This is a genomic window from Pseudomonas putida (assembly GCF_028682455.1).
GTDB classification, from domain to species: Bacteria; Pseudomonadota; Gammaproteobacteria; order Pseudomonadales; family Pseudomonadaceae; genus Aquipseudomonas; species Aquipseudomonas putida_AA.
The window spans coordinates 946,738-964,331 of record NZ_JANHLD010000001.1 but is presented as its reverse complement, the minus strand read 5'-3'; the positions used below and the strand labels follow the sequence as shown (position 1 = coordinate 964,331).

The following is a 17,594-nucleotide window of genomic DNA, read 5'->3' as shown; positions in this document are numbered from 1 at the left end:
CAGGCGCTCCATGATCGGCCTCTTTCCCCGCCTTTCAAGGAACGATTGCATGAAGCTGGAAACCCTGGCCATCCACGCGGGCTTCAGCCCCGACCCCACCACCAAGGCCGTGGCCGTGCCGATCTACCAGACCACCTCGTTCGCCTTCGACGACACCCAGCATGGCGCCGACCTGTTCGACCTGAAAGTTGCCGGCAACATCTACAGCCGCATCATGAACCCCACCAACGATGTGCTCGAACAGCGCATGGCCGCCCTTGAGGGCGGGGTCGGCGCCCTGGCGGTAGCGTCGGGCATGGCGGCCATCACCTATGCGATCCAGACCGTGGCCCAGGCCGGTGACAACATCGTATCGGTCGCCAAGCTCTATGGCGGCACCTATAACCTGCTGGCCCATACCTTGCCACGCTTCGGCATCCAGACCCGTTTCGCCGCCCATGACGATATCGCCGCCCTCGAGGCGCTGATCGACAGCAACACCAAGGCGGTGTTCTGCGAGTCGATCGGAAACCCGGCCGGCAACATCGTCGACCTGCAGGCGCTGGCTGATGCCGCCCACCGCCATGGCGTGCCGTTGATCGTCGACAACACGGTGGCCACGCCCATCCTGTGCCGGCCTTTCGAGCATGGCGCCGACATCGTCGTGCACTCGCTGACCAAGTACATCGGCGGCCATGGCACCAGCATCGGCGGCATTGTGATCGATTCGGGCAAGTTCCCCTGGGCCGATCACAAGGACCGCTTCGCCCTGCTCAACACACCCGACCCGTCCTACCACGGCGTGACCTACACCGAAGCCTTCGGCCCGGCGGCCTTTATCGGTCGTTGCCGGGTGGTGCCGCTGCGCAACACCGGCGCGGCGCTCTCGCCGTTCAACGCCTTCCTGATCCTGCAAGGCCTGGAAACCCTGGCCTTGCGCATGGAACGTCATACCGAGAACGCCTTGAAGGTTGCCCAGTACCTGCAGGCCCATGACCAAGTGGCCTGGGTCAAGTACGCAGGCCTGCCCGACCATCCCGAGCATGCGCTGGCCCTGCGCTACACCCAGGGCAAACCGGCTTCGATCCTTTCGTTCGGGATCAAGGGCGGGCAAGAGGCCGGTGCACGCTTTATCGATGCGCTCAAGCTGGTGGTGCGCCTGGTCAATATCGGCGATGCCAAGTCCCTGGCCTGCCACCCGGCTTCCACGACCCACCGCCAGCTCAATGATGAAGAGTTGGAGAAGGCCGGCGTGCCACGCGACATGGTGCGTTTGTCGATCGGGATCGAGCACTGCGATGACATCATTGCCGACCTGAGCCAGGCACTGGAGGCCAGTGGCTCGTAACACTGCCATCTAGGAGCGGGCTTGCCCCACGATAGCGATCTGGCCGCCGCATCGCATCGCGGGGCAAGCCCGCCCCTGCAGGCTGTATATGCATACAGATAAAACTTGCCACTCCCGGCAATCCTGCGCATGCTATGCCCCTCCCCAGCCACAGAACGACACCCTGCCGGCATGCGCCTGTTTCTCTGCGAAAAACCCTCCCAGGCCAAGGACATCGCCAAGGTCCTCGGCGCCAACCGCCGTGGCGATGGCTGCTGGGTAGGCGCGGATGTCACCGTCACCTGGTGCATCGGCCACCTGCTCGAAACCGCTCCGCCCGACAGCTACGATGCCCGCTACAAGCGCTGGGTATTGGCCGACCTGCCGATCATCCCCAGCCAATGGAAGATGCTGGTCAAGCCCAAGACCGCCAGCCAGTTCAAGGCCGTCAAGCGCCTGCTGGGCGAAGCCCGGGAACTGGTGATCGCCACCGACGCCGACCGTGAGGGCGAGATGATCGCCCGTGAGCTGGTGGAGCACTGCCGCTATCGCGGGCCGATCCGCCGGCTGTGGCTGTCGGCACTGGATGACGCCTCGATTCGCAAGGCCCTGGCTGCACTCAAGCCCGGCAACGAGACCTTCAGCCTGTATCACTCGGCACTGGGCCGCTCGCGCGCCGACTGGCTGATCGGCATGAACATGAGCCGACTGTTCACCCTGCTGGGGCGTCAATCCGGTTACCAGGGCGTACTGCCGGTGGGCCGGGTGCAAACCCCGACCCTGCGCCTGGTGGTAGACCGCGACCGCAGCATCGCCGACTTCGTGCCGGTGGCGTTCTGGGCCATCGATGTACAGCTCGACAGCGCCGGCACTCGCTTTACCGCGCAGTGGCGCGCCGCCGAAGACGCCTGTGACGATCAGGGTCGCTGCCTCAATCAAGACCTGGCCCGCCAGGCCGCAGCCGCCATTGGCAACGCCGCCACGGCCCGGGTGATGAAAGTCACCACGGAACGCATGCGAGAAGCCGCGCCCCTGCCCTTCGACCTCGGCACCCTGCAGGAGCTGTGCTCGAAAAAACTCGGCCTCGGCGCCCAGGAAACCCTCGACATCGCCCAGGCACTTTACGAAACCCACAAGCTCATCACCTACCCACGCAGCGACTGCGGCTACCTGCCGCAAAGCCAGCACGCCGAGGCCCCGGCCATTCTGGCCGCCTTGCTGCGCGCAGACCCAAGCCTTGCGCCGCTGCAAGGGCACCTGCAGGCCCAACGCCGCTCACGGGCCTGGAACGATGCCAAGGTCAGCGCCCACCATGGCATCATCCCGACTGCCGCCGCCAGCGACCCGTCACGGTTGCCGCCCAAGTACAAGGCGGTCTACACCCTGATCCGTGCCCGCTACCTGGCGCAGTTCCTGCCCAACCACGAGTACGACCGTACCCAGGCAGACTTCGACTGCGCAGGCGTCGCCTTGCGGGCGGTGGGCAAGCAGATCGTCGAGCCTGGCTGGCGCCGCGCCCTGCCCGAAGCCCTGACCCCGGCCAGAGGCCGTGAGGCACCGGTGGCCCAGGTACTGCCGACATTGCAAGAAGGACAGGACTGCGCCGTGGCCGAGGTCAACCTCAAAGACCTGTGGACCCAGCCGCCCAAGCCTTTCACCGAAGGCGACCTGATCAAGGCGATGAAGAACGTCGCCAAGCTGGTCGACGATCCGCGCCTGAAGCAAAAGCTCAAGGACACCACTGGCATCGGTACCGAAGCCACCCGTGCCGGCATCATCCAGGGTTTGCTGGATCGCGGCTACCTGGTCAAGAACGGCAAGGCCCTGAGCGCCACCCCGGCAGCCTTCAGCCTGATCGACAGCGTGCCCCGGGCCATTGCCGACCCGGGTACCACCGCCATCTGGGAGCAGGCCCTGGACATGGTCCAGAGCGGCGAGATGAGCCTGGAAGAGTTCGTCGCCAAACAATCGGCGTGGATGAGCAAACAGGTTGAGCGCTGCGCCGGATTGAGCCTGACCATCAGCGGTCCGGCGCCAGCGCGTACGCCGTGGAAAAAAAAGCGCAAGGCCAGCACCCGCAAGCCCAAAGCCAAAGCCAAACCGTAGGAGCGGGTTTTTCGTTACCTCGGCTTCATGGCCTGCAGGGTGTAGCTCAACGGCAACCGCCAGCGGTCCTGGCTCAATACCCACTCGCCGTTGTCCTGCAGGCACATCTGCCCCGGCAAGGCTTCCCACGGGATGCTGTCGTGCTCCACCAGGGCAGTAATCTGCAGGCCCTGGCCCAGCAGGGCGCTGACCACCTCGCCCAGGCCATGATTCCATTCATGGGTGACGGTCTTGGTCAGCAGCGTGTCGGTCTGCACATAGGTCTGTTCACTGTCCCAGACCATCGGCGCCTCACGCTCGAAGTACGGGTACTCAATCACAAGCTTGTCCCGATGATCCTCGTTCACTGCCAGCAACATTGGGTGCCCTTCACGCAAGAACAAGCGCCCTCCAGGCTTCAGCAAAGCCGCCACCGTACGCGCCCAGCGTTCGATGCTGGGCAGCCAGATCAACGCACCGATGCCGGTGTACACCAGATCGAAACTACCTGCTGCCAGCACCTGGTCTGCGGCATACACATCGGCCTCGACATACTCGATCGAAGCCCCGCACCGCCCAGCCAGGGCACGGGCCTGTACCAGTGACTGCGCAGAAAAATCCAGCCCCGTCACCACAGCACCCAGTCGCGCCAACGACAGGGTGTCGGTACCGATATGACATTGCAGGTGCACCGCCCGCGCACCGCGAATGTCTCCCAGCCTTGGCAGGTCGAAGCGCACCACTTCGCTCAGGTGTTCGGGGTCGGCTACGAACGCATCGAACTCATAGTCGCTGGACGCCGCATGCAGCGGCGCCCGCTCGTCCCAGCTCTGGCGGTTCAGTTCCATTGAGTCGCTCATGACAGTCCTTGCAGGGTGATAGGCCAAAAGCTGGAACTATAGCCGGCTCAAAGCGCCAGGCTCAAACTGACCATCAGGTTGCGCGGCTCGCCCGGCAGGTTCCAAACCGCGTTGTAGCCGCGCTCGTAGTATTTGCGGTCGAACAGGTTGTTCAGGTTGAGGCCGACTGTGGCGTGTTCGCTGACCTTGTAGTGGGCGAGCAAATCCACGGTGCTATAGCTCGGCAACCTGAAGCTGCTGCCCGCCTGACCGGACCGTTCCCCCACATAATTGGCCGCTGCCCCTATATCTGACCCTTGCAACAAGCCGTGCTGGAATTCGTACACGGCCATCAGGCTGCCGCTGTGCTGCGGGATGCCCAGCAGGTCGCTGCCGCTGGGCAGGCTGGCGTCGCCTTTGGTCACCTCGGCGTCAATGTAGGCGTAGGCGCCGATCACCCGGATGGCCTCGCTCAGCTGACCGCTGAACTGCAGGTCGAAACCCTGGCTACGGGCCTTGCCGGCGGCGACGCTGTCACCGAAGGCGTCGGTGGTGATGACGTTCTCCTTGTCGATGTGAAACAGCGCCAGTGTCGCCCCCAGGCGGCTGTCGAACAGGTCGAGCTTCAGGCCCGTCTCAAAGCCCAGGCCCTTCTCCGGCTTGTACACCTGGCCCTGGGTGCCGATGCTGTTTGGCTTGAACGAGGTGGACGCGTTGGCGAACACGCCGACCTCGGGTACCAGTTGGTACAGCAGCCCCACTCGCGGGGTGGCCACGTCTTTTTCCTGGGTGTTGCTGACCTGGTTGGTACGGTTCTGCGCGGTCTGTTCGATGTGCTCCAGACGCACCCCTACCAGCCCGCGCAGGCGCTCGGTCAAGGTGATCTGGTCCTGCAGATTGAGCGCGTAGCTTTCGGTGCGCTCGAAGAAGTCGTTGGGGTTCACTAGTGCAGGCTTGGGCTTGCCATACACCGGGTTGTAGATATCCAGGCCATAGTCCGTTGAAGTCACGCTTTGCGGGTACTTCTGGCTGTTGCGGTAGTTCTCGTACTCAAGGCCGATCAGGCTTTGATGCTGCCAACCGGCAAACTCGAACTGACCGTGCAGTTCGGCCTGGGTGATGGTGTCGTTCCATTCGAAATCCCGCTCGCGGTAAAAGCGGCTGAGGGTCGTGCCTACCAGGCGTTGCGGCTCGGAACTGTTGCCCTTGAGCCGGCCCTGGGTGTAATGATTGGCCAGGCGCAGCTTCCAGCTGTCGGTGAGGTAGTGCTCCAGGGTCAGGTCGAGGGTCTGGTTGTCGTTGCGGATACGCCCGTCATTGGGTTCACCGAAAAAGCTCGAACGGCTCACCGAGCCCAGTTCATTGTTCACTGCCGGGATGCCGCGGTCGAATACCGACTCGGTGCGAGAAAACTCGCTGTCGATCGACAGCAACGTGTCCGGGCTCAACTGCCAGCTCAGCGAGGGGCTGACGATGCGCCGCTCGCTGCCGACGTAATCGCGAAAACTGCCATTGTCTTCCACCGCCATGTTCACCCGCGACAACACACGGCCGTCTTCACTGAGCGGGGTATTCGCGTCCAGGCTGCTGCGGTAGCGGTCCCAGCTACCGGCGCTCGCCTTGAAATGCGTGAAGGCCTCGGCCTGGGGGCGCTTGGTGACGATGTTCACCAACCCGCCCGGATCGCCTCGCCCATACAGGCTGGCCGCCGGCCCCTTGAGCACTTCGATGCGCTCGATGTTCGAGGTGTCCGGGGCGCTGTAGCTGCCGCGGTTGACGGCAAAGCCGTTCTTGTACAACTCGCCCGTGGTAAAGCCGCGCACGCTGTAATTGAGAAAGGTCAGGCCGCCGAAGTTGTTCTGCCGGCCCACCCCACCGGCAAAATCCAGGGCGCGGTCGATACGCGTGGTATTGAGGTCGTCGAGCACCTGGCTCGGCACCACGGCGATGCTCTGGGGGGTGTCGCGGATGTCGGTATCGGTCCTGGTCGCGGTACTCGAGCGCGTGGCGCGATAGCCTTGCACCGGGCCTGTGGCGGACTCCTCGAGTTGACGTTCGGTGACGCTCGAGGCTTCGAGCAAGACGGGGTCGGCGGCCGCTGCTGGCAAGGTGAGCAGTGAGGCAGACAAACCGAGGGACAACCTTCCTAGGGGGGCGTGCATGGGGGGCTCCTTAAAATTATGTAATAACATAACAATACGAAGCGAAACAGAAAAGCCTACCGGCCAAACACCACCAGTTCTCCCGCCGTTGCCAGCACCAGGCTAAGCCCGCTATAGGAAAATCCGAACGCGCGCACCTCGAGCTCCACCCCCAGTTTGTGAAACACCGCGGGTCGGTGATACCGCGCACCGTGCAGCCACGATCCGGGCTCGACCAGCAGCAAGTGCTGCTCGGGCCAGGCCAGGGTGATGTCTTCGATCATCCAGCCATCGGCAGTGGCCAACGGCAGGCGGCCGCCATGAATGCCGGCCATCTGGATGACCCGGTCCAGCAATGGCCCCAGGCCCCGGGTTTCCAGGAAGCGGTCGCTGCCCAGGTTATCGGTACGGTCGCGGGCGACCTTGTTCCCGGTGTGGCAGTCGATCACGCTGCGCCCGGAGCTTGAAGCCACCAGCAACAGTTCGCTGTCGCGATCAAAGCCGACCTCCATCAGGCCCACGATGGTAAAGCGCGCCTTCAATTGCCAGGGCGCGGGCGGTGGTGTGACGTGCAGCTGCGCGATCTCCCGGCGCAGCGGATCAAGGTGGGACGTGGGCATGTCGCGGCTCCGTAGGTGGGGCGGGCGTCAGGGTAGCACTTGCGATTAGGCCCTATCCCAGGCGCGAAAGCGATACGCCACACGCACATCGAGACGCGGTGCAACGCGCCATTCTCTGGCATCATCCAGAAGTGCCTTCCCCCTGCCCTGCGGAGCTCAAATTGCCCACCCCTCGTCACTTCAGCCAGAAAACCAGTACAACAAACATGCTGAACCTCAAGCCCTCGCAGGCACTGTCGCCGCCGACCTATCGCGTGGGCTTCCTGCTGCTGGAGAACTTCTCCATGGCCAGCTTTACCGTGGCCATGGACGTGCTGGTCACCGCCAATCTGCTGCACAACAATCTGTTCGCCATCACGCCCCTGTCGCTGGGCAGCGAACGGGTGACCAGCGACCTGGGCCTGGAGATTTACGCCACCGGTGTCGAGCGCAACACCCTCGAGTCGCTGGACATGCTGGTGGTCTGCGGCGGCCTGCGCACGCCGCTCAGATACCCTGAGCTCGACCGCCTGCTGGCCGATGCCGCCGCCCATGGCCTGGTCTTGGGCGGGCTGTGGAACGGCGCCTACTTTCTCGGTCGCGCCGGTGTGCTCGACAACTACAGCTGCACCATCCACCCCGAACAACGGGCGAGCCTGGCCGAGCGCAGCGCGCAGAGCACTATCACCCCGGCAAGCTTTGTGGTGGATCGCGATCGCCTGACCGCCGCCAGCCCCAACGGTGCGCTGGAGATGATGCTGGCGTTGCTCAAGGTACAGCAAGGTGAGGCACTGGCCGCCGGCGTCGAGGAGATCCTGGCATTTTCCGGCGCGCGCTTCCGGCGGGTGGACAGCAGCTCGAAAAAGTCCATGAGCGCGCCACTGCGCACCATTGTCGAGCTGATGGAAAACAACCTGGAGGAAACCCTGAGCCTGGACCAGCTTGCGCAGTACAGCGGACGCTCGCGCCGCCAGATCGACCGCCTGTTCCAGGCCCAGCTGGGCACCTCGCCCAGCCGTTACTACATGGAACTGCGCATCACCAAGAGCCGGCGCCTGCTGCAGTATTCGGACCTGCCGCTGATGGATGTCGCCATTGCCTGCGGCTTTGTCTCGGTGTCGCACTTCAGCAAGTGCTACAGCGCCTACTTCGGCTATCCGCCTTCACGGGAGCAACGGCTGGGCGAATAGCCGCGCGGGCGATTGCCCAGGTGCATGGCCCCTTCCACCACCAGCACCAGCACCGCCAGCCAGATCGCGATATAGGTGGGCCATTGCGCGGGGGCGATGGTCTCGCCCAGCAGCACCGAGGCCACCACCAGCAACACCGGCTCAACGTAGATCAACAGGCCGAACAGGGTCAGGTTCAGGCGGGGCCCCGACAGCGCCTGCAGGGCCAGGGCCGACGCACTGATCGCCCCCAGCCCCATCACCAGCCAGGGCAAGGCCGAGCCACTGCCAGCCACGCCCAGCACCACCCCGCCCTTGAGCACCAACAGCAGACTGACCGGCAGGCTCAGGCTCATGTCGAACCACAGTCCACCCATGGTATTGCTGTCGCTGACCCGGCGCAGCCAGAAGTACAGCGGATACCCCAGCCCCACCGCCAGCACCGGCCAGGTGATGGCCTGGGCAATGGCGATCTGGTTGATCACGCCCAGCGCCGCCAACGCGCAAGCCAGCAGTTGCAGGCGGCTGATGCTGTCGTTGAAAGCCAGGCGGCCAACGATGACCATGGTCAGCGGCATCAGGAAATAACCAAGCGACACATCCAGGCCATAGCCGTTGATCGGTGCCCACATGAACAACCACAGCTGCACGCCGAGCAACGCCGCCGAGACCAGGCGCACGGCCCAGAACAGGCGCTCGCGCAGCACCCGCGCGAACAGTCGGCGTACCTCGTGCCAATGGCCACTGGCGATGACCATCAGGGTCAGGCAAGGCACCGTGAGGAGGATCCGCCAACCGTAGATCTCCTCACCGCCCAGCGCCTGCAGCAGATGGGTATAGGCGTACATCACCGCGAAAAGCACCGAGGCCAGAATATTGAGCGCAACACCGAGGGTGGCGTTGGGGGTAGTGCGAGGGTCCATGACGCAAGCCTTCTTGCAGGGGGCAGAGGGTGATAATTTATTGCGTTGCGCCTGAAAAGTGCCCTCGTTTACCACCCAAAAAATGAGAAATTCTTGCACATGAAACCTGCGCTCGACGACTTCGACCTTGCCCTGCTCGATGCCCTGCAACAAGACAACAGCCTGCCCCTGCGCGAGCTGGCCGAGCGGGTGCACCTGTCCTCGGCGTCGGTGCAACGGCGCATCCAGCGGCTGAGAAAGACCGGCTACATCCAGGCCAATACGGCAGTGATCGACCCGGAAAAAGTCGGCCAGGTGATCACCTTGATGGTCGAGGTTCACGCCGACCGTACCCAGTCGGCAGACCTGGAATCAATGAAGCAGGCGTTTTCGGGGCCCGAGATCCAGCAGTGCTACTACGTCACCGGTGACGCCGACTTCATGCTGGTGCTGACGGTGGCGAGCATGAGCGAGTTCCAGGCCCTTACCCAACGGTTGTTCCACGATAATCCCAACGTGAAATGGTTCAGGACAATCGTGGTACTGGAGCGGGTCAAGTCGACCTTGCACGTGCCCCTTGCCTCTAACCCATGAGGGAGGCACGCAGAACTCTTGTGGGAGCAACTGTGCCGATCAGTCTGCTCGGTGGGAGCGGGCTGCAAGGGGCCCTACCTCAATCCTGCTCCAGCGCCTGGCGCAGTTGCTCGGCCGTGGCGAATTCACGCTGTGCCACTACCTGCCCCTTGTCCAGTTGCAACCACAGCACCTTGTCTTCGGCGCCTGCATAGCGCGTGGCGACGCTGCCCTCACGGTCCAGCAGCACGCGGTAGCTGTAGTCGCGCATCGCCGGGATGGCGAAGAGCTTGGAGATCAATGCCGGCATACGCTGGATGTCGGCGACAAACACCGCGTTGCGCTCCTCCAGGTAGCCCTTGGGGCGATCAGCCAGTGCAGCCTTGACCAGCTTGGCGCCATCCATGTTGCGCGCCACCAGCAAGGTGCGGGTCTGGTCGTTGAGGCTGTAGGCCTGGTCATGCTGATCCAGCAGGGTCCAGGGCGCCAGGCGCTCGCCAACCTCGACGGCCTGTGCCAACAGCGGCATCAGGCTAAGCAGCAGAACTATCGGGTATTTCACAGGTAACCTCGTTGCTGAAAAAAACCAATGCCGATCCTACCTTGAATGCCAGCCCAGGGTGTCACTACATCCACCCCAGCCACTTCCACCAGGTCGCCGCAAACACCAGCATCAGCAGGTACCCGATAACAGTGATCACTATACCGACGCGGGCGAACTGCCGGGCGCTGAAGGTTTCGGTCCCCAGGCACACCATGTTCTGCGGTGCGTTGATCGGCAAAATGAAGCCGTAGCTGACCACGAAGCCCAGGGCCATGGTCATGCCCAGGCGACTGAAATCACCCGGCAAGGTCTGCAACACCGAGATCAGTATTGGCAGCAGCGCCGAAGTCAGCGCCGTGGCACTGGCAAAGCCCAGGTGAATCAGAATCAGGAACGCCGCCAGGATCGCGAACACGCCAAGGGTGCCGAGTTGATCCAGCCCGGTGTGGGCCACTACCTGCGCGCCCAGCCATTGCCCGGCCTGGGTGGTCAGTAAAGTGGTCCCCAGGCTGATACCGACGCCGAAGACAATCACCGTGCCCCACGGAATCCGTGCCTGCACGTCTTTCCAGGTCATCACCCCAAGGCGCGGCAACAGCAGGATCACCAGGCCCGCATAAGTGGTCGAGGTGGTGTCGAAGTGGTGCAACTTGCCTTCGCTGGCCCAAGCCAGCAACAACAGGATCGAAACTCCCAGCAGTCGCTTCTGCGCCCCGCTCATCGGGCCGAGCTCGGCGAGGGTCTTGCTCACCGCAGCCTTGCCGCCGGGAATACTGTCACTCTCGGGCGGCATCATCTTGAGCACCACGAAGATCAGCACCGCCGACATGATCAGCGCCCACGGAGCACCGGCTATCAGCCAGTCGATCCACGACACCCGGGCGCCGAGCATCTTGTCCATGAAGCCCACCGTCAGCAGGTTCTGCGCCGCGGCCGTCTGGATACCGATGTTCCAGATGCTGGTGCCCTGGGCGACGATGATCATGATCCCGGCGGCGATGTTGGAGCGCTTGTCGACACCGAACGCTGCAATTACCCCCATCATGATCGGCACCACGCAGGCACTGCGCGCGGTGGCACTGGGCACCACCAGGCTGAGCAGGATGGTCACCGCCACCGCGCCGAGCAGAATGCGCCGGGTACTGACGCCAACGCTGGACAGCGTCACCAGGGCAATGCGCCGGTCAAGGCCGGTATGGGTCATGGCTGCGGCAATGAACAACGCGCCGACCACCAGGGCCAGGGCGCTGTTGGAGAACCCGGTCAGCGCCAGGCTGATCGCCGCAGACGAGCCATAGGTCACCGAGGGGTCGGCCACGGTCGGCGCCGTGCCGAGCAAAAAGGCCATGAGCGAAGTGATCATGATCGCACTGGCCTCGTACGACACCGCCTCGCTGATCCACACCACCACGGCAAACGCCAGGATCGCCAGCACCCGGTGTCCGGCCACCGGCAAGTCAGCCGGCAACGGCAGCAAGAGCACGCCAATCAAGGCGGCAACCCCCACCAGCAGCCCGACTGGAACCTTCATTCGGGTGGTTTGCGCATCGGGTGCGCTGGCCGACGAACTCATGTGAATCTCCCTGCAATGCATGAGTCATGCATGATCGAACACATCCTCGGCAAGTGAACTGATTCGCATCAATTCCCAAGGAATCGGGCATTGTCCGACAAAAATGTAGTGCTCGAAAAAAATCACTACAAAACATATTGACGCCGTTCATCGGCCCTTGCATGATGAGGCCGTCTCCCCGATCGGGGACACTGGCAAGGGTGTTCCAGGCAGCTCGAAGGATCCATGAGCTGTATGCGGATGGGTACTGCCCAAAAGGCAGCGTGTAAAAGCCCCCAGTTGCGACGCTGCTGTAGCAGCTTTCTTTCAACGCTACATGTGATGTGCGCCGAGTTTGAACTCAACTACGAATGGTCTAGGGGGCTTTATGATGAATCTGAACAATCAACCGACTGTCGACGAATTGGCCCGGCTGTTCGCCGCGCGCAAAGACACACTCGACAGCCACATCCTCTGGGTATGCGAACGCGGCGAAGTTCGCCTCGACAGCCTGGGGCCGCTGACCGATGAAGCGCAGTTCGAGCAACGTACGCCGAACATGCGCGCCCGGTTGAAGATGTACCGCCGTGGCCAGGGTTATGTCGGCAAGAAAGCCGCCGCCGACACCCAATACGTTGGCCGCGTCCTGCAGACCCTGCAACATGAGTGGGCTGCGCTGCAGGACAAACCGGGAATCGCGGTGATCGACCGCCTCTGCTGAGGTCACGCAACGGCAACACTGAAGCCCGATCCGCAAGGATCGGGCTTTTTTCATTGGCGGACGGCCTGGGTACAATGGCCTTTTCCCTTCAAGAGCCCCGACATGAACAGTCCCGCATTCGGCACCGGCGATGCCTCCTACCAGGCCGCTGGCGGCATTGATGGCCTGCGCCGCCTGGTCGATGACTTCTACCGCCTGATGGACCAGAGCCCAAGTGCCCAGCCGGTGCGTCGGATGCACCCGGACAACCTCGATACCTCGCGCGACAAGCTGGCCTGTTTTCTCAGCGGCTGGCTCGGCGGCCCGGCGCTGTTCAGCGAACGCTATGGGTCGATCGCCATTCCGGCCTTCCACGCCCAATGGCCGATCGATCAATCCCACAGTGATATCTGGTTGAGCTGCATGGAGCAGGCCATTGCGCTACAGCGCTACTCGCCGGAGTTCGCCGAGTACCTGCTGCGCCAGTTGCGCGTGCCGGCCCAGCGCATTGTCCAGGCCAGCCGCAACCGCCACGCTCAGGCCTGACGGCGCAGCGGCGCCTGTTCCAGCGGCAGCCAGCCGCTCACCAGCGCCCGCGCCCGCTCGACACCCCAGGCCATGGCCCGGGTCATGGTCTCGCCGGGGCGATTGTCGTAGTACTCCTCCACCATCGCCTTGCCCTGGCGCGCATAAATGCCCAGGAACAATTGCGTGGCGCCCGTGCGCGACAACCGGACCTGGACGTCGATGCTGGTGCCGTCACTGAGTGCCTCTTCATGGCTGCGGCTGTGCAATTGCGCATCCGCCCATTTCCAGAAAGTTTCTTCCCTGATACGCATCGGTTGGCTCCTGTGTAGTTAACGGCGGGGCAAGTAACTCACACATGCGCAACACAGGCGAGCGCCCGTTTCGCATACGTTGAGCAAGGTCAAACAATGCAGAAAAAACCCCGCCTCAACGGGCGGGGTGATGTGAACCTGTTCACTTTTTTGGCGGAACCCTGGGCATGAACCTGCCCTGCTTGGCGCGCTGCAAATGGCTGGGCTGAATCTGCTGCGAGTCATCCAGGGTCATGTGGGCAAAACCCAGGCGAAACGCCGCCTGACCGCACCGCACCTGGCTGTTGATGGGGAATTCGTCGCCGTTGTCCTCGAAGTAGGATTCGCTCATGCCCTGTCTCCCTCTGACAGCGGGACGGTACCGGCAAGCAGATGTTTGCCCAGGAAAGTACCGACCCAAGAGCCTCTGAGACTAGCCGGTCATTTACGGACTTCCTGCCCGAAAATCGAGTAGGAGGCGGATTCACACCCGCCGTCCTCTCACACCACCGTGCGTACGGTTCCGTACACGGCGGTTCAGGTTACGCGGCTAAGCCGGTTAATCGTATCCAGTATCGAGACCAGCCCGAGCCGGTCCCACAGTTTCTTTGGCAGCGCGTAGTTCATATGTTGCGCTCCCGAATTCCACCATGGACCTCGGCCATTGAAGGCTGACTTGTTGGCACGCTCCTCGCTCAACCCCAGGCGCATCAAGTTTCTCAGCCTCGTGGGAGGCTGCTTCCATTGACGCCAGATGACGCAGCGGAGTTTGTGCCTGACCCAACCATCCAGTTCCTCAAGCGGCCGCTTGCTCTGGCTGAGCTTGAAGTAGCTAGCCCAGCCTCTCAGGACGGGGTTGATCCGCTCGATGACAGTCGCCATTTTGCGAGCCCGTACGCTGCGCAGCAGCATTCTGAGCCGGTCGCGTAAGCGGTCTAGGCTCATCCTTGCCACGCGCAGCCTTGGCTGCTGGTGCCAGCTTATCCCATAGCCTAGGTAGTCGCACTTCCACGCCCTTGCCACTTGGCTTTTCTTCCTGTTCACCGTCAGCTTCAGACGTTCTCTCAGGAAGCGCTCGACGCTGACCAACACCCGTTCGCCGGCCCGGGGACTGCGTACATAGATGTTCGCATCATCGGCATAACGTACGAAGCGATGGCCCCGTCGCTCCAGCTCGCGGTCGAGTTCGTCGAGCAGGATGTTCGACAGCAACGGCGAAAGCGGGCCGCCTTGCGGCGTCCCCTCCTGCCGTGGGCTGACGACACCGCCCGACATGATCCCGGCTTCAAGGTAGCGGCGGATAAGCCTGAGTACGCACTTGTCTTTGATCCGACGTTCGATGCAGGCCATGAGGATGTCGTGATTGACCCGATCGAAAAACTTCTCCAGATCGAGTTCCACGCACCAGCGGTGTCCCGCTGTCACATGAGCACGAGCCATCTCGATGGCTTGATGCGTACTTCTGCCCGGACGAAAACCATAGCTGTAGTCCGAGAACAGTGGGTCGAAGATAGGTGTGAGCTGCTGCTGCAGTGCTTGCTGGATCAGGCGATCCACGACGCTGGGGATTCCCAGTTGCCGTGTGCCGCCCTGCGGCTTGGGAATTTCAACCGCTCGCACTGCTTGGGGCTGGTATTCACCGGCCAGTAACCTGGCCTTGAGGGTTGGCCAATACTGTCTCACGTAGCCCGCCAAGTCAGCAACCGTCATGCCATCGGCACCCGGTGCTCCCTTGTTGCTGACCACGCGTTGATACGCACGTCTGAGGTTGGCCGGTGCAAGCACCCGCTCCATCAGCGTGTCCGGCTCCGCGTTCGTCCACGTCACGGACGCCGTCGATACCTTTGCACTGTCAGGCGTCACCCTCGGCTTCTGGCCGGAGCTCGGGATGACAGTTTCCGCTGTGGGAAATTTCTGCATTACGGTTACCAACGAGACGGCGACGCCTACTGGCGGCATAACCTGTTCGGCCCTTGGTGGCGCGGTTAACCGCCACTTACTACGGCTTCGGCTGACTTCTGCACGCTCATCCCGTCGCCTTTCGACGCGCGGTAGCACAATGGCAAACGTACAGATCTCCCAGGGTAATTCGCGCGACCTTCCTGCTTATGCCTGTCGGATCTACGTCACAGCGTTCCGTGCAAGTATTGGGCTTTGGCGATTTGTGCCACCTCACCCCGCTGTGCCGCCTCTATCCGCTTCCTGTTCGTCAGGCCAGCATTTTGCCTCGGGCTTCCTTCAGATTCGCGGTCACCCGCGACACCCTTGCCTCCGGCTAACACTTCCCCTTGCCGGGTGTGTAGAGGACTTTCACCTCCAAGTCACCCGCTTGGCCACCACAGCCAAGCGGGTTGCGCTTACGCGCAACGCGCCATGCCTGGCGCACACAAAAAAGCCCGACCAATGGCCGGGCCAGATTGTCGCACCCCGGGCTTACCTGAGCTTGACCGCGGTACCGGTGACGAACACCACGACCATGCCGCCACGGGACGACGGCATGCTGATCTCGTAGTCCAGGCCTACCACGGCGTCGGCCTGCAGGCTGCGGGCCCGGGCCTTTATTTCATCGGTGGCCTGGATGCGGGCCTCTTTCAAGGCGCTTTCCAGGGTTTGCGAACGACCACCGAAAAAGTCGCGAAAACTGGTGAACACATCCCGTACCACGTTGATGCCCTGGACCGACTCGGCGCTGACCACGTCCAGGTAGGCGACGATCTGACGGCCTTCGACAGTGCCTGTGGTGGTGACAATCATGGAGCTCTCCTTCGGTGCTGCACGCGCCGGCAAAAGACGACGATGGTAGCAAAAACCCGTCCCTGGCCAGGCGCCTATTTATGCAAGCCATAACTTGTTTAACCAGACTCGCACACCTAGACTTCCTGCCACCCAGCCCGTGCGAAGGAGTCGCGCATGTCTACTACCCCTGCCCCTCGGAACGCCTCCTGGGCGCAACTGCTCAAGGGCCGCAACGCCCTGCGCTCGATTGCCCTGGCCGGTGGCGTGGGGTTGCATGCCATCAACGTCTACATCGTCACCACCATCCTGCCGACGGTGATTGCCGACATCGGCGGGCTGGCCTTCTATGCCTGGAGCACCACGCTGTTCGTGGTCACCTCGATCATTGGTTCCACCCTCTCGGCGCAGCTGCTTGAGCGCCTCGGCGCCCGGCGCGCCTACCTCCTGGCCCTGGTCGTGTTTGCAGCAGGCTCGGCCCTGTGCGCCGCGGCACCGAGCATGGCGGTGCTGCTGGCCGGTCGCAGTGTGCAAGGATTTGGCGGCGGCATCCTGTTTGCCCTGAGCTACGCCTTGATTCGCCTGGTGTTCGATGAGGCGTTGTGGCCGCGTGCCATGGCCATGGTCTCGGGCATGTGGGGCGTCGCCACCCTGTGCGGGCCCGCCATCGGCGGCGTGTTCGCCGAGCTCGGCCACTGGCGCTGGGCGTTCTGGTCATTGTTGCCGGTGGTGGCGCTGCTGGCCGCGATCGTGATCCAGCAATTGGGCAGCACCGTCGCTGCCGCGGCGGCGCGTTCGCGCCCGCCCTATGGCTTGATCGCCTGCCTGGTCGTCTCGGTACTCGTCGTCTCGACCGCCAGCCTGTCCAGCCAGTTGCTGTTCAACCTGCTGGGCATCGGCGCGGGCCTGGCCATCACCGTGCTGATCGCCCGCCTCGACCGTCACCCTGACCGGCGCCTGCTACCCACCGGGGCCTACTCGCTGGGCACGCGCCTGGGCGTGCTGTACGGGATGATGTGCCTGCTGATCACCGCCATGACCACCGAGATTTTCGTGCCTTATTTCCTCCAGCAGATCCACGGCCTCGGCCCGCTCGCCGCTGGCTACATGACCGCCGCCATGGCCGCCGGCTGGACCCTGGGCGCCCTGTTCGGAGCCGGGCGCGCGGGCGAATCGGCCGAGCGCCTGATGCGATCCGGGCCTGTGCTGATCGTCATTGCCCTCCTGGCCCTGGCGCTGATGACGCCCCGAATCAACTGGCTGGACAACAGCGCCGGCGTGGCGAGCTACTGCCTGGCCCTGGCCGGCGTCGGCCTGGGTATCGGCCTGGGCTGGCCGCACCTGCTGACCCGGGTCCTGAGTGCCGCGCGCCCGGGTGAAGAGAACCTTGCCTCGGCCTCGATCACCACCGTGCAGCTGTACGCCACGGCTCTCGCCGCGGCCCTGGCCGGCTCGGTCAGCAATGGCGCAGGCCTGGTCGACCCAGGCGGTGTGAGCGGCGCCCAGCATGCCGCCGCCTGGCTGTTCGGACTGTTCGCCCTGGCGCCGGTGCTGACCTTGGTGCTGGTCTGGCGAATCACCGGTACGCCGGCCAAGGTCCCGGCCTGACGCATGCGTTCAACCCCTTTGCAGG

The 17,594-nt window shown here is 63.2% G+C and carries 17 protein-coding genes; 7 read left to right on the top strand and 10 right to left on the bottom strand.

Features of this window, described 5'->3' with window-relative positions; translation table 11 throughout:
- Positions 1 to 49 precede the first annotated feature (49 nt).
- Together NPS58_RS04775 and NPS58_RS04770 are read left to right on the top strand one after the other, a co-directional pair.
- On the top strand, positions 50 to 1,327 hold the full coding sequence (locus NPS58_RS04775; RefSeq protein ID WP_274113999.1) for a bifunctional O-acetylhomoserine aminocarboxypropyltransferase/cysteine synthase: 1,278 nt from the start codon (positions 50 to 52) through the stop codon (positions 1,325 to 1,327).
- A 171-nt stretch (positions 1,328 to 1,498) separates the two neighbouring features.
- Positions 1,499 to 3,412 (top strand): DNA topoisomerase III, encoded by a 1,914-nt coding sequence (locus tag NPS58_RS04770; protein WP_274113997.1) that lies wholly within the window; start codon positions 1,499 to 1,501, stop codon positions 3,410 to 3,412.
- Between the two features lie 14 nt (positions 3,413 to 3,426).
- Here NPS58_RS04770 and NPS58_RS04765 read toward each other — a convergent pair whose 3' ends face one another.
- From NPS58_RS04765 to NPS58_RS04755, 3 genes are read right to left on the bottom strand one after another with little or no spacing between them, the layout of a single operon-like run.
- A complete protein-coding gene (locus NPS58_RS04765; RefSeq protein WP_274113995.1) occupies positions 3,427 to 4,251 on the bottom strand; it encodes a class I SAM-dependent methyltransferase in 825 nt (274 codons plus the stop codon).
- A gap of 47 nt (positions 4,252 to 4,298) precedes the next feature.
- Positions 4,299 to 6,392 carry a TonB-dependent siderophore receptor gene (locus NPS58_RS04760; protein WP_274113993.1) on the bottom strand — a complete coding sequence of 698 codons (2,094 nt, stop codon included), beginning with the start codon at positions 6,390 to 6,392 and terminating at the stop codon, positions 4,299 to 4,301.
- A 56-nt stretch (positions 6,393 to 6,448) separates the two neighbouring features.
- The gene (locus NPS58_RS04755) at positions 6,449 to 6,991 is read right to left on the bottom strand and encodes a hypothetical protein (RefSeq protein WP_274113991.1); all 543 of its coding nucleotides are present in this window, start codon (positions 6,989 to 6,991) and stop codon (positions 6,449 to 6,451) included.
- Positions 6,992 to 7,152: 161 nt separating this feature from the next.
- On the opposite strand from NPS58_RS04755, the gene NPS58_RS04750 reads away from it, so the two are divergent.
- On the top strand, positions 7,153 to 8,160 hold the full coding sequence (locus tag NPS58_RS04750) for a GlxA family transcriptional regulator (protein WP_274113989.1): 1,008 nt from the start codon (positions 7,153 to 7,155) through the stop codon (positions 8,158 to 8,160).
- On the opposite strand, the gene rarD is transcribed toward NPS58_RS04750, so the two are convergent.
- Complete coding sequence (gene rarD / locus NPS58_RS04745) at positions 8,124 to 9,062, bottom strand: EamA family transporter RarD (protein WP_274113987.1); 939 nt, start codon at positions 9,060 to 9,062, stop codon at positions 8,124 to 8,126. The two genes, NPS58_RS04750 and rarD, sit on opposite strands and share 37 nt — an antisense overlap.
- Before the next feature lie 99 nt (positions 9,063 to 9,161).
- On the opposite strand from rarD, the gene NPS58_RS04740 reads away from it, so the two are divergent.
- A complete protein-coding gene (locus NPS58_RS04740) occupies positions 9,162 to 9,635 on the top strand; it encodes an Lrp/AsnC family transcriptional regulator (protein WP_274115359.1) in 474 nt (157 codons plus the stop codon).
- Positions 9,636 to 9,714: 79 nt separating this feature from the next.
- On the opposite strand, the gene NPS58_RS04735 is transcribed toward NPS58_RS04740, so the two are convergent.
- Together NPS58_RS04735 and NPS58_RS04730 are read right to left on the bottom strand one after the other, a co-directional pair.
- Entirely contained in the window at positions 9,715 to 10,176 is a 462-nt protein-coding gene (locus NPS58_RS04735) for an FAD/FMN-containing dehydrogenase (protein WP_274113984.1), read from the bottom strand.
- A gap of 64 nt (positions 10,177 to 10,240) precedes the next feature.
- Positions 10,241 to 11,731: a DASS family sodium-coupled anion symporter gene (locus NPS58_RS04730; RefSeq protein WP_274113982.1), complete on the bottom strand. Its 1,491-nt coding sequence runs from the start codon at positions 11,729 to 11,731 to the stop codon at positions 10,241 to 10,243.
- 367 nt (positions 11,732 to 12,098) lie between these two features.
- Between NPS58_RS04730 and NPS58_RS04725 the strand changes: the two genes are divergently transcribed.
- Together NPS58_RS04725 and NPS58_RS04720 are read left to right on the top strand one after the other, a co-directional pair.
- The gene (locus tag NPS58_RS04725) at positions 12,099 to 12,431 is read left to right on the top strand and encodes a hypothetical protein (protein ID WP_274113980.1); all 333 of its coding nucleotides are present in this window, start codon (positions 12,099 to 12,101) and stop codon (positions 12,429 to 12,431) included.
- Between the two features lie 102 nt (positions 12,432 to 12,533).
- Positions 12,534 to 12,956 carry a group II truncated hemoglobin gene (locus NPS58_RS04720; protein ID WP_274113978.1) on the top strand — a complete coding sequence of 141 codons (423 nt, stop codon included), beginning with the start codon at positions 12,534 to 12,536 and terminating at the stop codon, positions 12,954 to 12,956.
- Here NPS58_RS04720 and NPS58_RS04715 read toward each other — a convergent pair.
- From NPS58_RS04715 to NPS58_RS04700, 4 genes are all read right to left on the bottom strand, one after another.
- Entirely contained in the window at positions 12,947 to 13,249 is a 303-nt protein-coding gene (locus NPS58_RS04715; protein ID WP_274113976.1) for a hypothetical protein, read from the bottom strand. The genes NPS58_RS04720 and NPS58_RS04715 overlap by 10 nt on opposite strands.
- A 142-nt stretch (positions 13,250 to 13,391) precedes the next feature.
- Positions 13,392 to 13,580: a hypothetical protein gene (locus NPS58_RS04710; RefSeq protein ID WP_274113974.1), complete on the bottom strand. Its 189-nt coding sequence runs from the start codon at positions 13,578 to 13,580 to the stop codon at positions 13,392 to 13,394.
- A 185-nt stretch (positions 13,581 to 13,765) separates the two neighbouring features.
- A complete protein-coding gene (ltrA, locus tag NPS58_RS04705; protein WP_003253430.1) occupies positions 13,766 to 15,187 on the bottom strand; it encodes a group II intron reverse transcriptase/maturase in 1,422 nt (473 codons plus the stop codon).
- 474 nt (positions 15,188 to 15,661) lie between these two features.
- Positions 15,662 to 15,982, bottom strand: a complete 321-nt coding sequence (locus NPS58_RS04700) for a YbjQ family protein (RefSeq protein ID WP_105641771.1) — start codon at positions 15,980 to 15,982, stop codon at positions 15,662 to 15,664.
- A 156-nt stretch (positions 15,983 to 16,138) separates the two neighbouring features.
- Between NPS58_RS04700 and NPS58_RS04695 the strand changes: the two genes are divergently transcribed.
- Positions 16,139 to 17,569, top strand: a complete 1,431-nt coding sequence (locus NPS58_RS04695) for an MFS transporter (protein ID WP_274113970.1) — start codon at positions 16,139 to 16,141, stop codon at positions 17,567 to 17,569.
- Positions 17,570 to 17,594: the final 25 nt, after the last annotated feature.

Excerpts from the sequence above, each read along its gene's own strand:
- NPS58_RS04775 (WP_274113999.1), top strand. The coding sequence starts at position 50 with ATGAAGCTGGAAACCCTGGCCATCCACGCGGGCTTCAGCCCCGACCCC.
- NPS58_RS04770 (WP_274113997.1), top strand. The coding sequence starts at position 1,499 with ATGCGCCTGTTTCTCTGCGAAAAACCCTCCCAGGCCAAGGACATCGCC.
- NPS58_RS04765 (WP_274113995.1), bottom strand. The coding sequence starts at position 4,251 with ATGAGCGACTCAATGGAACTGAACCGCCAGAGCTGGGACGAGCGGGCG.
- NPS58_RS04760 (WP_274113993.1), bottom strand. The coding sequence starts at position 6,392 with ATGCACGCCCCCCTAGGAAGGTTGTCCCTCGGTTTGTCTGCCTCACTG.
- NPS58_RS04755 (WP_274113991.1), bottom strand. The coding sequence starts at position 6,991 with ATGCCCACGTCCCACCTTGATCCGCTGCGCCGGGAGATCGCGCAGCTG.
- rarD (WP_274113987.1), bottom strand. The coding sequence starts at position 9,062 with ATGGACCCTCGCACTACCCCCAACGCCACCCTCGGTGTTGCGCTCAAT.
- NPS58_RS04740 (WP_274115359.1), top strand. The coding sequence starts at position 9,162 with ATGAAACCTGCGCTCGACGACTTCGACCTTGCCCTGCTCGATGCCCTG.
- NPS58_RS04730 (WP_274113982.1), bottom strand. The coding sequence starts at position 11,731 with ATGAGTTCGTCGGCCAGCGCACCCGATGCGCAAACCACCCGAATGAAG.
- NPS58_RS04725 (WP_274113980.1), top strand. The coding sequence starts at position 12,099 with ATGATGAATCTGAACAATCAACCGACTGTCGACGAATTGGCCCGGCTG.
- NPS58_RS04720 (WP_274113978.1), top strand. The coding sequence starts at position 12,534 with ATGAACAGTCCCGCATTCGGCACCGGCGATGCCTCCTACCAGGCCGCT.
- NPS58_RS04715 (WP_274113976.1), bottom strand. The coding sequence starts at position 13,249 with ATGCGTATCAGGGAAGAAACTTTCTGGAAATGGGCGGATGCGCAATTG.
- NPS58_RS04710 (WP_274113974.1), bottom strand. The coding sequence starts at position 13,580 with ATGAGCGAATCCTACTTCGAGGACAACGGCGACGAATTCCCCATCAAC.
- ltrA (WP_003253430.1), bottom strand. The coding sequence starts at position 15,187 with ATGCCGCCAGTAGGCGTCGCCGTCTCGTTGGTAACCGTAATGCAGAAA.
- NPS58_RS04700 (WP_105641771.1), bottom strand. The coding sequence starts at position 15,982 with ATGATTGTCACCACCACAGGCACTGTCGAAGGCCGTCAGATCGTCGCC.
- NPS58_RS04695 (WP_274113970.1), top strand. The coding sequence starts at position 16,139 with ATGTCTACTACCCCTGCCCCTCGGAACGCCTCCTGGGCGCAACTGCTC.